The organism is Haliea sp., from assembly GCF_041395985.1.
In the GTDB taxonomy this organism is placed as follows: domain Bacteria; phylum Pseudomonadota; class Gammaproteobacteria; order Pseudomonadales; family Halieaceae; genus Haliea.
The window spans coordinates 73,527-85,967 of the sequence record NZ_JAWKZJ010000001.1 but is presented as its reverse complement, the minus strand read 5'-3'; the positions used below and the strand labels follow the sequence as shown (position 1 = coordinate 85,967).

General features: G+C 64.1%; 11 protein-coding genes. 7 read left to right on the top strand and 4 right to left on the bottom strand.

Features of this window, described 5'->3' with window-relative positions:
* Window positions 1-9 precede the first annotated feature (9 nt).
* From R3E49_RS00395 to R3E49_RS00385, 3 genes are all read right to left on the bottom strand, one after another.
* Window positions 10-2,892, bottom strand: coding sequence for a ribonucleoside-diphosphate reductase subunit alpha (locus R3E49_RS00395; RefSeq protein ID WP_371293242.1), 2,883 nt, complete (start codon window positions 2,890-2,892; stop codon window positions 10-12).
* 291 nt (window positions 2,893-3,183) lie between these two features.
* Entirely contained in the window at window positions 3,184-4,095 is a 912-nt protein-coding gene (argF, locus tag R3E49_RS00390; protein ID WP_371293241.1) for an ornithine carbamoyltransferase, read from the bottom strand.
* Window positions 4,096-4,127: 32 nt separating this feature from the next.
* Window positions 4,128-5,294 carry an aspartate aminotransferase family protein gene (locus R3E49_RS00385; RefSeq protein WP_371293240.1) on the bottom strand — a complete coding sequence of 389 codons (1,167 nt, stop codon included), beginning with the start codon at window positions 5,292-5,294 and terminating at the stop codon, window positions 4,128-4,130.
* Between the two features lie 248 nt (window positions 5,295-5,542).
* On the opposite strand from R3E49_RS00385, the gene grxD reads away from it, so the two are divergent.
* Window positions 5,543-5,872 (top strand): Grx4 family monothiol glutaredoxin, encoded by a 330-nt coding sequence (gene grxD / locus R3E49_RS00380; protein WP_290742152.1) that lies wholly within the window; start codon window positions 5,543-5,545, stop codon window positions 5,870-5,872.
* Window positions 5,873-5,899: 27 nt separating this feature from the next.
* On the opposite strand, the gene R3E49_RS00375 is transcribed toward grxD, so the two are convergent.
* The gene (locus tag R3E49_RS00375; RefSeq protein ID WP_371293239.1) at window positions 5,900-6,535 is read right to left on the bottom strand and encodes a 2-hydroxychromene-2-carboxylate isomerase; all 636 of its coding nucleotides are present in this window, start codon (window positions 6,533-6,535) and stop codon (window positions 5,900-5,902) included.
* 88 nt (window positions 6,536-6,623) lie between these two features.
* On the opposite strand from R3E49_RS00375, the gene R3E49_RS00370 reads away from it, so the two are divergent.
* From R3E49_RS00370 to rodA, 6 genes are read left to right on the top strand one after another with little or no spacing between them, the layout of a single operon-like run.
* Window positions 6,624-7,880 carry a glutamate-5-semialdehyde dehydrogenase gene (locus tag R3E49_RS00370; RefSeq protein ID WP_371293238.1) on the top strand — a complete coding sequence of 419 codons (1,257 nt, stop codon included), beginning with the start codon at window positions 6,624-6,626 and terminating at the stop codon, window positions 7,878-7,880.
* A complete protein-coding gene (nadD, locus tag R3E49_RS00365) occupies window positions 7,877-8,548 on the top strand; it encodes a nicotinate-nucleotide adenylyltransferase (RefSeq protein WP_371293237.1) in 672 nt (223 codons plus the stop codon). The genes R3E49_RS00370 and nadD overlap by 4 nt, the downstream gene beginning before the upstream one ends.
* A gap of 20 nt (window positions 8,549-8,568) precedes the next feature.
* Window positions 8,569-8,904, top strand: coding sequence for a ribosome silencing factor (rsfS, locus tag R3E49_RS00360; RefSeq protein ID WP_290742142.1), 336 nt, complete (start codon window positions 8,569-8,571; stop codon window positions 8,902-8,904).
* Window positions 8,904-9,374, top strand: a complete 471-nt coding sequence (gene rlmH, locus R3E49_RS00355; RefSeq protein ID WP_290742139.1) for a 23S rRNA (pseudouridine(1915)-N(3))-methyltransferase RlmH — start codon at window positions 8,904-8,906, stop codon at window positions 9,372-9,374. The genes rsfS and rlmH overlap by 1 nt, the downstream gene beginning before the upstream one ends.
* Before the next feature lie 35 nt (window positions 9,375-9,409).
* Window positions 9,410-11,287, top strand: a complete 1,878-nt coding sequence (gene mrdA, locus R3E49_RS00350; protein WP_290742136.1) for a penicillin-binding protein 2 — start codon at window positions 9,410-9,412, stop codon at window positions 11,285-11,287.
* Entirely contained in the window at window positions 11,280-12,422 is a 1,143-nt protein-coding gene (gene rodA / locus R3E49_RS00345; protein WP_290742133.1) for a rod shape-determining protein RodA, read from the top strand. Before mrdA ends, rodA begins: the two co-directional genes overlap by 8 nt.
* Window positions 12,423-12,441: the final 19 nt, after the last annotated feature.

Genomic DNA, 12,441 nt, shown 5'->3' with positions numbered 1-12,441 from the left:
GGGCCCGGCCTACTGGCAGGCTTCACAGTCCGGGTCGTCCAGGGAGCACGCCGTGGGCACCGCGGCGGGTGCCGCCTGCACGGTCTGGCTGCCGGACGACACCTTGTTCAGGTTGCCGGTGCTGATGGTGGACTTCTCGGTCCCCGTGGCCGCCAGCGAACGCAGGTAGTAGGTGGTCTTCAGCCCGCTGTACCACGCCATGCGGTAAGTGACGTCGAGCTTCTTGCCACTGGCGTTGTTGATGTACAGGTTCAGCGACTGGGCCTGGTCGATCCATTTCTGGCGACGGCTGGCGGCATCCACCAGCCAGCGAGGCTCCACCTCGAACGCGGTGGCGTAAATGGCCTTCAGGTCCGCTGGTACGCGATCAATAGCCTGCACGCTGCCGTCGTAGTACTTGAGGTCATTCACCATGACGCCATCCCAGAGTCCGCGCGCCTTCAGGTCGTTCACCAGGTAGGGATTGACCACGGTGAACTCGCCGGACAGGTTGGATTTGACGTACAGGTTCTGGTACGTGGGCTCAATGGATTGCGATACGCCGGTGATGTTGGCGATGGTCGCGGTGGGTGCGATGGCCATCACGTTGGAGTTGCGCATGCCGCGCTCCTTCACCGCTGCACGCAGGCTGTCCCAGTCGAGGGATGTGCTGCGGTCGACCTGTATGTAATCGGCGCCGCGCTGTTCAATGAGGATATCCAGGGAGTCAATGGGGAAAATGCCCTGGCTCCAGAGCGAGCCCTCGTAGCTGGAGTAGGCCCCGCGCTCGGCCGCCAGCTCACTGGAGGCCTCGATGGCGTAGTAGCTGATGGCTTCCATGGACCGGTCGGCAAAGGCGACGGCCTGCTCGGAACCATAGGCGATATGCTGGCGGTAGAGCGCGTCCTGGAAGCCCATCAGTCCCAGGCCCACCGGGCGGTGGCGTAGATTGGAGCGTTCCGCCTGCGGCACCGAGTAGTAGTTGATGTCGATCACGTTATCCAGCATGCGAACGGCAGTGCGCACCGTCCTGCGCAGCTTGTCGAGGTCGAGGCCGTTTTCGCCGACGTGCTGTGGCAGGTTGATGGAGCCGAGGTTGCACACGGCAATCTCGTCCTTGCTGGTGTTCAGTGTGATTTCCGTGCACAGGTTGGAGGAGTGCACAACACCCACGTGTTGCTGCGGTGAGCGCAGGTTGCAGGGGTCCTTGAAGGTCATCCAGGGGTGGCCGGTTTCAAACAGCATGGCCAGCATCTTGCGCCACAGGTTCTGCGCGCGCAGGGTCTTGTGCAGTTTCAGTTTGCCGGCGCGTGCCTGCTCCTCGTACCACGTGTAGCGCTCTTCGAAGGCACGGCCATACAGGTCGTGCAGGTCTGGCACATCGTTGGGCGAGAACAGGGTCCACTCGCCATCGTCGAAGACCCGCTTCATGAACAGGTCGGGGATCCAGTTGGCGGAATTCATGTCGTGGGTGCGGCGGCGGTCGTCGCCGGTGTTCTTGCGCAGCTCGACGAACTCCTCGATGTCCAGGTGCCAGGTTTCCAGGTAGGCGCACACTGCGCCTTTGCGCTTGCCACCCTGGTTGACGGCCACCGCCGTATCGTTCACCACTTTCAGGAACGGCACCACGCCCTGGCTTTTGCCGTTGGTGCCCTTGATATAGGAGCCGAGTGCACGCACCGGTGTCCAGTCGTTGCCGAGACCGCCGGCGAATTTGGACAGCATGGCATTGTCCTGGATGGCGCCAAAGATGCCGTGCAGTTCGTCGGGCACCGTGGTCAGGTAGCAGGAGGACAGCTGTGGCCGCAATGTGCCCGCATTGAACAGGGTCGGGGTGGAGCTCATGTAGTCGAAGGACGAGAGCAGCTGGTAGAACTCGATGGCCCGTGCCTCCCGGTCGGCCTCGGCAACGGCGAGTCCCATGGCAACGCGCATGAAGAACACCTGGGGCAATTCGATACGCACATCGTTGCTGTGGATAAAGTAGCGGTCGTAGAGGGTTTGCAGACCGAGATAGGTAAACTGCAGGTCGCGCTCCGGCAACAGGGCCTGACCGAGGCGCTCCAGATCGAACTGGGCGAGCTTCGGGTCCAGCAGTTCCAGTTCCACGCCGCGTTGAATGTAGGCGGGTAGTGCCCGGGCGTAGAGCTGGTTCATGTCGCCCTGGGTCGCAGACTGTGCAACGCCGAGGAAATTGAGGGCTTCGGCGCGCAGGTTGTCGCAGAGCAGGCGCGCGGCGACATACGTGTAGTTGGGCTCCTTCTCGATCATGGTGCGGGCAGTAATCACCAGGGACGTGGCCAGTTCCGCAGCGGTGACGCCGTCGTACAGATTGCGCAGCGCCTCATCAATGATCTGTGTGCTGCTGACGTCGGTCAGGTTGCTGCAGGCCTCGGTGACCACCGTGTGCAGACGCTCCAGATCCAGCGGAGCACGGCTGCCGTCGGCCTGGATTACGGTGATATTCCCGGCGGCTTCCTGGGCCGCCGGCGACAGTGCCTTCCGCGCGGCCCGCTTGCGCGCCTGCTCTTCGCGGTAAATGACGTAGTCGCGCGCGATCTTGTGCTCTCCGGCTCGCATCAGCGCCAGTTCCACCTGATCCTGAATGTCCTCGATGTGCACGGTGCCGCCGGAGGGCATACGGCGGCGGAACGTGGCCGCCACCTGGTCAGTCAGCTTCGCCACGGTTTCATGGATGCGGCTGGACGCCGCCGCAGTGCCACCCTCAACGGCAAGGAAGGCCTTGGTGATGGCGACGGATATCTTGCTCTCCTCGAACGACACCACCATGCCGTTGCGCTTGATGACGCGCAGCTGGCCGGGGGCGGTGGCAGCGATACTGGCGGGAACCGGGGTGGTCTCGGCACCGGTCTGGGTGCCGGTGGTGCTGGTGAGGGTGGTTTCGGTGTGCATAGCGTCTCCGTACGGCGCGGGGCGGGCAGCCTTATTGTGTGGTCGAGGCCCCACATGTTGGGGTATCCGGGAGGATAAAGCACAAGATAAAGCGACCCTGCCGGCAATGCAAGGCCGCAAGGCTGGGTTTATGTTGTGGATAAGTTGTGGGTGAAGCGGTAGGTCTGTACCCACTTACCCCGCAGGCCGCAATGAGCTTGAAGTTGCCCTTGCGCGACGTGAAGCAGCGCGGTTCAGAGGCGCGAGTAAATAAATTCTTCTAAGAATTTTTGCGTTTAGGCGCCCCGGTTATTAGCCGCCCTGCAGCAGAAACTCCAGCAGCGCCTTCTGGGCGTGCAGCCGGTTTTCCGCCTCGTCCCAGATCACCGTATCCGGCGCATCCATGAGCCCCGCGCTGATCTCCTCGCCGCGATGGGCCGGCAGACAGTGCAGGTAGAGGGCATCGCTGGCGGCGTGCGCCATCAGGGCTTCGTTCACCTGGTAGGGTGCAAACTGGCGCGCGCGGGTCTGCTGTTCTTTTTCCTGGCCCATCGAGGCCCAGACATCGGTCACCACGAGGTCGGCGCCGCGCACTGCCGTAACCGGGTCATGACTGAGCTCCACCCGGTCGCGGTTGTCGCGCAGCAGGTCGGCGCGGGGTTCAAATCCGGGGGGGCAGGCGATGCGCAGCTTGAAGTCGAACTGCCGTGCGGCGTTGATATAGGACTGGCACATATTGTTGCCGTCGCCGACCCAGGCGGCGGTCTTGCCCGCCATGGGGCCCCGGTGCTCCTGCCAGGTCTGCATATCCGCCAGCAGCTGGCAGGGGTGGAAGTCATCGGTGAGCGCGTTGATCACGGGCACCGAGGAGTGGGCCGCAAAGCGTTCCACGATGTCGTGGCCGAAGGTGCGGATCATCACCACATCCACCATGGAGGAGATCACCCGTGCGCTGTCTTCCACGGGTTCGCCGCGGCCCAGTTGGGTATCCTGGGGTGACAGGAACATGGCATGCCCGCCGAGCTGTGCCATGCCGGCCTCAAAGGAGACGCGGGTGCGGGTCGAGGACTTGGCAAAGATCATCGCCAGCACCTTGCCCGGGAAGCGACGCTGGTCGGCGCCCGCGCGGTGCCCCTGTTTCAATTCGCTGGCGCGATTGATCAGTGACTGCAATTCGTCGGGGCTGAAATCGAGCAGGGTTAGGAAGTGCCGGGGTGACGCCATGAGAGTTTCCTGCTAAAGCGCTGGTCCGGGCTTCAATCGAAGTCCCGGATCAATGTATTGAGGCCTGCGGCCAGTTCGTCCAGCTGTGCGTCGCTGCAGATCAGCGGCGGCAGCAGGCGGATAGTGTCGCCCGCTGTGACGTTGATGAGCAGCCCCGCTGCCAACGCACGTTGTACCAGGTCGCCACATTCACGGCGCAACTGCACACCGATCATCAGGCCGCGACCGCGTATCTCGACCAGGTTGTCGCAACCCTGCAGGGCCGCTTCCAGCCGCTGCCGCAGGTGTGCGCCCGCCGCGGTGGCCCGTTTCGCCAGCCCTTCATTGACCACCGTATTCACCACGGCAAGCCCGGCCGCACAGGCCAGCGGGTTGCCGCCGTAAGTGGAGCCGTGGTGGCCTGCCCTGAACACGGTTGCTGCCGGGCCGTGGGCCAGGCAGGCGCCGATGGGCACGCCATTGCCCAGCCCCTTGGCGGTGGTGATCACATCCGGCACCACACCCATACCCTGGCAGGCGAAATAGTGGCCGGCCCGGCCGTTGCCGCATTGCACTTCGTCGAGCATCAGCAGCCAGCCCCGAGCGTCGCAGAGTGCGCGCAGGCCCTGCATGAACGCCGTGTCCGCGACCCTGATACCGCCTTCGCCCTGAATCGGCTCCACCAGTATTGCCACCACGTCCGGGTTGTTGGCGGCGATTTGCTGCACGGCCGCCAGGTCGTTCAGGGGCGCTCGTATAAAGCCCGATACCAGCGGTTCAAAGCCCGCCTGGATCTTGCGGTTGCCGGTGGCGCTGAGGGTGGCGAGGGTGCGGCCGTGGAAGGCGTTCTCGAACACGATGACCGCGGGCTTTTCCACGCCGCGCTGGTGGCCGTACAGCCGGGCCAGTTTGATGGCGGCTTCATTGGCTTCCGCGCCGGAGTTGCAGAAGAAGGCGGTCTCCATGCCGGAGACGGCCGTCAGGGCGTCGGCCAGCGCCTCCTGCGCAGCAATGTGGTAGAGGTTCGAGGTGTGCAGCAGGCACCCCGCCTGGCGCTGTACGGCCTCGGTCACGGCGGGATGTGCATGGCCCAGGTTGGTGACGCTGATGCCGGACAATGCATCCAGATAGCGTCGGCCATCGGTGTCCACCAGGTAGACACCTTCGCCGTGACTGAAGGTCACGGGCAGCCTTGCATAGGTTTGCATCAACGCGGACACCGGCTTTTCTCCCCAATGGCAGGGCCCGCTCAGGGGCCCAGAAACGCAAAAAGGCAGCGCTAGCTGCCTGTCAGACCGTGATATTAGCGGCATTGCGAGAGCTTGGCAATTGCCTTGCCGCGACCCGGTCAGCCTACCGCGCCCCGTACAGCCTGCCCGTATCATGCCTGCGTTTTCTCCCCGGATCGGGTAAACTTCCGCCTTCGCAATGGGTCCAACACGCACCCCCAACACAGGCATGGAACACTATGGATATTCTCGACACGATCAAGGAGCAGATTCAGAGCAACAGCATTTTGCTGTACATGAAAGGCTCCCCCAACCAGCCGCAGTGCGGGTTTTCCGCGCAGACTGTACAGGCCCTGATGGCCTGCGGTGAGCGCTTCGCCTACGTGGATGTACTGTCCAACCCCGATATTCGCGCCAACCTGCCCAAGTACGCGAACTGGCCGACCTTCCCGCAGTTGTGGATCAACGGCGAACTCATCGGTGGTTGCGATATCGTCACCGAGATGCACGCCAGCGGTGAACTGCTGGCGCTGGTCAAGGAAGCCGCTGCCGCCCAGAGCGCCAGCTGACGCCGGGCGCGGCCCGGACCCCGGGCCTCAGCGCCCGTCACCGGCGAGGCACTGCCTGATGCGGTACTCCACCAGTGGCAGGCGGTCGTTTCCGAAATACATGTCCGACCCGTTGATGAACAGCGTCGGAGAGCCGTAGCCACCCCGTTCCACCAGCTCATCGGTGTTGGTGCGCAGCAGTGCCTTGTAGTGGGGGTCGCGGGTCGCAGCCAGCGTCGCTGCCGGGTCCAGACCCACATCCGCAGCCAGCTGCGCGAGTACGTCCTGCTGCGAGATGTCCCGGTTGTCGCCCCAGTAGGCGGCGAACACGGCCTCTGACCAGGGTACCAGCAGCCCCTGTTCGGCAGCGAACAGGGCGCCGCGCATCGCGCCTGCCGAGTTCACCGGGAACACGTCCGGGTGACGGATGGTGAGGCCACAATACTCCGCCCAGTCCGCGAGGTCTTTCTGGTAGTGGCCCAGGCGGCGGGGATTGTTGAACATGCTTTCCCGGGCCGCATACAGCCCCTGGTTGACCGCATTGAACACCCCGCCGACGAGGATCGGGCGCCAGTCGACCGCGATGCCCAGGTCGCGGCACAGGGGTTGCAGGCGGTGGAAGGCGAGGTAGGTCCAGGGGCTGGAACAGTCGTAGAAGCATTCGAGGGTGGGCAGGTCGTTCATGGGGGCTCCTGTGCGGTCTGTCAGCAGATTAGCACACCCGCCCCGGGCTTCAGGTATAATCGGCAGCGAAACAGGCACGGGAAGCGGAATGAGCATTGAGCATTACATGCAGGAGCTGGGGAGCGCGGCGCGCGCCGCCTCGCGACAGCTGGCGGCGTCGAGTACGGCGCAGCGCAATGCCGCCCTGCTGGCGACCTGCGAGGCGCTGGATGCTGCCCGCGACAGCCTGGCGCAAGCCAATGCCGAGGACCTCGCCCGGGGTCGCGAGCGCGGGCTCGATGCGCCGCTGCTGGATCGCCTGGAGCTCACCCCGGCGCGGATCGATGCCATGCTGCAGGGTTTGCAGCAGGTGGCGGCGCTTGCCGACCCGGTGGGCAGCATCAGTGACGTCAACCGCATGCCGAGCGGCATCCAGGTCGGCCGCATGCGGGTGCCGCTGGGGGTGATCGGCATCATTTACGAGTCGCGCCCCAACGTCACCGTGGAGGCGGCCAGTCTCTGCCTGAAGTCGGCGAATGCCACGATCCTGCGCGGCGGGTCCGAGTCGCTGGCCTCTAACCGTGCGATCGCCGCCTGTATCGCCTCGGGGCTCAGGCAGGCGGGTCTGCCGGCTGCCGCGGTGCAGGTCGTGGAAACCGCCGACCGGGCTGCGGTGGGTGCGCTGATCGGCATGCCCGAGTATGTGGATGTGATCATCCCCCGCGGTGGCAAGAGCCTGATTGAGCGCATCAGCCGCGACGCCCGCGTGCCGGTGATCAAGCACCTCGACGGCGTCTGCCATGTATACATCGATGCCGGCGCAGACCACGACATGGCGGTGGCCATTGCGGTGAATGCCAAGACTCACCGCTACGGCACCTGTAACACCATGGAAACGCTGCTTGTCGCGGCGGGAGAGGCGCCGGTATTGCTGCCGCGCCTGGCCGAGGCCTTCGCCGCCAAAGGTGTCGAACTGCGGGGCTGTGCCCGCAGCAGCGCCATCCTGCCGGGCGTGCAGGCCGCCACTGAACAGGACTGGTTTGAGGAATACCTGGCGCCCGTGCTTGCCCTGCGCATCGTTGACGGGCTTGATGACGCCATTGCGCACATCAATCATTACGGGTCACAGCACACCGACAGCATCGTCACGCAGCACCACGGACGCGCCATGCGGTTCCTGCGAGAAGTGGATTCCAGCTCTGTCATGATCAATGCCTCAACGCGCTTTGCCGATGGATTTGAATACGGACTGGGTGCGGAAATCGGTATTTCCACCGACAAGCTGCACGCCCGCGGGCCGGTGGGTCTGGAAGGCCTGACATCGCGCAAGTACGTGGTATTTGGCGAGGGGCAGGTTCGCTGTTGACGCTGCCCGAGGCCAGTGTCGCTCCGGTTGCCATCCTTGGCGGGACTTTCAACCCGATACACAATGGGCACCTGCGCTCTGCGCTGGAACTGGTCGAGCGCCTTGGCTTTGCCCGGCTGCACCTGATGCCCTGCGCCACGCCGCCGCATCGCGATGCGCCGGATTGCCCGGCGACGCGCCGTGCCGACATGGTGGAGCTGGCGATCCTGGGTGAACCCCGCCTGTGCTGTGACCGTCGTGAACTGGCGCGCAGCGGGCCCTCGTGGACGGTCGACAGCCTGCAGGAACTGCGCGCTGAATATGGGCCACAGCGCAGCCTGAGTCTGGTGCTGGGCTGCGATGCGCTGCTCGGCCTGGATCGCTGGCATCGCTGGCAGGCGCTGCTCGACTTTGCGCATATTGTGGTGATCGCGCGGCCCGGCTGGCAGTTGCCCGAGCAGGGTGCAGTGGCAGACTGGCTGACGCGGCACAGGGCGGCGGAGCCCTCGGCAGTGCAGCAACACCCTGCCGGAGCGGTGCTGGTGCTGGAACTGCGGCCCCTGGACATTTCCTCAACCGAGATTCGTGCCCTGTGCGCTGCGGGGCGTTCCCCGCGTTACCTGCTCCCTGAGCCGGTACTGGACTATATTGAAAAGCACCAGCTGTACGCGGCTGGCATCGATTTCTGAACTGGAGAGAACAACACCGGATGCAAGCCGAAAACCTGAAAGAACTCGTCATCAATGCCCTGGATGAGCTGAAGGCGGTCAACACCGTCACCCTGGATGTGAGAGACCTGACTGACGTCATGGATTACCTGGTCATCGCCAGTGGCACCTCCAACCGGCACGTCAAGTCCCTCGCGGATAATGTCTGCATGGAAGCCAAAAAAGAAGGCATCCGCCCGCTGGGGGTTGAGGGCGAAAACCCGGGCGAATGGGTTCTGGTGGATTTCGGTGATGTGGTGGTGCATGTGATGCTGCCCGCGACCCGCGATTTCTATGACCTTGAGCGGCTCTGGGTCGATACCGGGCAGAGTGGTTGATGCGTCTGACGGTCATTACCGTGGGCGGCAAAATGCCTGCCTGGGTCAACGAAGGTGTCGCGGACTACAGCCGCAGGCTGCCTCGGGAGATTCGCCTGGAGTGGCGTGAGTTGCCCCTGGCCCGGCGTGGACGCGATACCAGCCCGGAGCAGCTCCGGCTGCGCGAGGGCGAACAGATTCTCAAGGCGCTGCCCGAGGGCGACCGGGTCATTGCACTCGATGTGCGTGGCGCCGCGTGGAGCACTGAGCAACTCGCAGAGGAACTCAGTGACTGGCAGATGGCGGGGACCCATGTCAGCCTGCTGATTGGTGGTCCAGACGGTCTGTCGCAGGACTGCCTGCAGCGCGCTCAGCAGCGCTGGTCACTGAGCGCGCTCACCCTGCCGCACCCTCTGGTGCGCGTGGTGCTTGCAGAACAGCTGTACCGGGCTTGGACAATCACTGCCGGGCACCCGTATCATCGCGCCTGACGCACCAGCCAGCCACCTCGCGGGCCCTGCACGACATGCCACAGCACATTCCTCTTAAGGACCCCGGCGGTGAAGCCCGCCTGTTCATTACCCGGATCCTGTTTTCAGTGCTGCTGGTGCTGGCCTTGCTGGGCGTGATACTGGCGCGGTACTACGACCTGCAAATCAATGATTACGAGATCTATCGTACCCAGTCCGACCGCAACCGGGTGCAATTGCAGCCCCTGCCCCCCAAACGCGGCCTGATCTACGACCGCAACGGCGTGCTGCTGGCCGACAACCGGCCCAGCCATATCCTGTCCATCGTCCGCGAGCGCGTGGAGGATCTCGATGCCACGCTGGCGGAGTTGCAGGCGCTGCTGCCCATTTCGGAGTCCGACCTCGAAAACTTCCAGCAGAAGCTGCAGCGTCGTCGTCCCTACGAGGCGGTGCCCCTGCGTTTTCGGCTGACCGAGGAAGAGCGCGCCCTGTTGGCGGTGAACCGGCACCGCATGCCGGGTGTCACAGTGGATGCGCAGCTGGTGCGGCACTATCCGCATGGCCCCCTGTTCTCCCATGCGGTGGGGTATGTCGGGCGGATCAATGAGCAGGAGGCGCAAAGCCTGGATGAGCGCGACTACCGCGGCACCTTTCATGTGGGCAAGGTGGGCGTGGAGAAATTCTACGAAGACCTGCTGCACGGGGAGGTGGGGTATCAGAATGTGGAGACCAATGCGCATGGACGTGTGCTGAGGGTGCTGGAGCGCTTCGACCCGGTACCGGGTGCGGATATCACGCTGCACCTGGACTTTGAGCTGCAGCAGACCGCGCTGGAGGCGCTGGGTGAACAACGCGGCGCCGTGGTCGCCATCGATCCCTGGACCGGCGGCGTGCTGGCACTGGTTTCCACCCCGGGCTTCGATACCAACCTGTTCGTCAACGGCATCAGTTCTGCGGATTACCAGGCGCTGCGCAATTCCCCGGACGTGCCCCTGTTCAACCGCGCCATACAGGGCCAGTACCCGCCGGGCTCCACGGTGAAGCCAATGATGGCCATGGCAGGGCTGCAGGCGGGGCTGGTGACGCCGGAAACCACCGTCCCGGACCCCGGCTGGTACAGCCTCCCGGGAGACTCCCGCCGCTATCGCGACTGGATCCTGAAGATCCGTGGCACAGGGCATGCCCCCCGTGTGGACATGCACATGGCCGTTGCAGAGTCCTGCGACGTCTACTTTTACGACCTCGCCCGGCGTCTCACGATAGACCGCATGCACGAGTACCTCTCTGGTTATGGCCTCGGCAAGCGCACCCAGGTGGACACAACCAACGAGCGCCCCGGTGTGCTGCCCTCCACCCGCTGGAAGCGTGACGCCATGAACCAGCCCTGGTACCCGGGAGAAACCCTGAGTGCCGGGATCGGTCAGGGCTACATGCTGGCGACACCCATGCAACTGGCGGCGGCGACCAGTGTTCTCGCCACCCGTGGGCAGTGGCGCACGCCGCGCCTGCTGCGCAGCGTGGCGGGCCAGGAACTGCCGAATGAACCTGTCGAGACACTATCGGCCCCCCCGGCCTACTGGGAGGCGGTGCACGAATCCATGCGGGCAGTCGTGCACAGTGCCCGGGGCACGGCGCGCAAGATCGGCGAGGGTATACGCTACGAAATGGCCAGTAAAACGGGTACTTCACAGGTCATCGGCATTGCGCAGAATGCGATTTACGTGGAGGCCGATGTGGCCGAACGGCACCGCAACCACGGGCTGTTCATCGCCTTCGCGCCCTACGAGGCGCCCACCATTGCCGTCGCAGTGATTGTGGAGAATGGCGGCGGGGCCTCCGCGGCCTCGCCCATCGCCCGGGCCGTGCTGGACGCCTGGCTGGTCGATGACCCCGAGCCAGTCGACGGGGTGGCAGAGGAGCAGACCGATGGGTGATTACGTCCGCCAGCTACAGCTCCCGGGTGAGAGTTCTGATTTCTCACGCAGACAGCCCCTGGCCCTGCGCCTGCACCTGGACCTGCCGCTGTTGCTGTTGCTGGCGCTGCTCACCGGCTTCGGCCTGTTTGTGCTCTACAGTGCGTCGGGCCAGAAAATGCCGGCGCTTATCCGCCAGGGGCAGTACTTCCTGCTCGCCTACTGTGTCATGTTCGCGGCGGCGCAGATCGACCTCAAGCGCTACCAGCGCTGGTCCCCCTGGTTTTATCTGTTGGGTGTGCTGTTGCTGGTGGGGGTGATATTTTTTGGCGTGGGGGCCAAGGGAGCCCAGCGCTGGCTGTCGGTGGGTGGATTCCGTTTTCAGCCCTCGGAAATCCTCAAGCTGGTGATGCCGCTGACCGTGGCCTGGTACCTGTCATCCCGCGCGTTACCGCCGCGTTTCAAGTACGTGCTGGCCTGCCTGTTGCTGGTGGCCCTGCCCTCGGTGCTGATCCTGCTGCAGCCGGATCTCGGCACCGCCCTGCTGATAGCCGCCAGCGGGCTTTTTGTGCTGTTCATGGCGGGCATAGGCTGGGCTTACATCGTGGGGGCCTTCGTCCTGGCCTGTCTCTCCGCATGGCCGGTGTGGATGTATGTGCTGAAGGACTACCAGAAACAGCGCATCCTCACCCTGCTCAACCCGGAGAGCGACAAGCTGGGCGCTGGCTGGAATATTATCCAGTCGAAAACCGCCATAGGTTCCGGTGGCTGGGAGGGCAAGGGGTGGCTCAACGGCACCCAGTCCCAACTCGACTTTCTGCCGGAAAGCCATACCGATTTCATCATTGCGGTGCTTGCGGAAGAGTTCGGCATGCGCGGCGTGCTGGTACTGATCGCGCTGTATCTGCTGATCGTCCTGCGCGGTTTCTGGATTGCCGTGAACGCGAAGAGCAATTTCGGCTGTATGGTTGCGGGCAGCATCACCCTGACGTTTTTCGTCTACATCTTTGTTAACATGGGCATGGTCGCCGGCCTGTTGCCGGTGGTGGGTGTGCCGCTTCCCCTGGTCAGCGCCGGAGGGACGTCCGTGGTCACACTGATGGCCGGTTTTGGCGTGCTGATGGCCGTGGCTACCAGCGATTCGGGCCGGCGATGACAAGGCAGTGTATTGGTGA

What these genes read in the sequence shown, in the direction of transcription:
- rodA (WP_290742133.1), top strand. Translation starts at nt 11,280, where the DNA reads ATGGGTGATTACGTCCGCCAGCTACAGCTCCCGGGTGAGAGTTCTGAT.
- argF (WP_371293241.1), bottom strand. Translation starts at nt 4,095, where the DNA reads ATGGCGTCACCCCGGCACTTCCTAACCCTGCTCGATTTCAGCCCCGAC.
- mrdA (WP_290742136.1), top strand. Translation starts at nt 9,410, where the DNA reads ATGCCACAGCACATTCCTCTTAAGGACCCCGGCGGTGAAGCCCGCCTG.
- rsfS (WP_290742142.1), top strand. Translation starts at nt 8,569, where the DNA reads ATGCAAGCCGAAAACCTGAAAGAACTCGTCATCAATGCCCTGGATGAG.
- R3E49_RS00370 (WP_371293238.1), top strand. Translation starts at nt 6,624, where the DNA reads ATGAGCATTGAGCATTACATGCAGGAGCTGGGGAGCGCGGCGCGCGCC.
- grxD (WP_290742152.1), top strand. Translation starts at nt 5,543, where the DNA reads ATGGATATTCTCGACACGATCAAGGAGCAGATTCAGAGCAACAGCATT.
- R3E49_RS00375 (WP_371293239.1), bottom strand. Translation starts at nt 6,535, where the DNA reads ATGAACGACCTGCCCACCCTCGAATGCTTCTACGACTGTTCCAGCCCC.
- R3E49_RS00395 (WP_371293242.1), bottom strand. Translation starts at nt 2,892, where the DNA reads ATGCACACCGAAACCACCCTCACCAGCACCACCGGCACCCAGACCGGT.
- rlmH (WP_290742139.1), top strand. Translation starts at nt 8,904, where the DNA reads ATGCGTCTGACGGTCATTACCGTGGGCGGCAAAATGCCTGCCTGGGTC.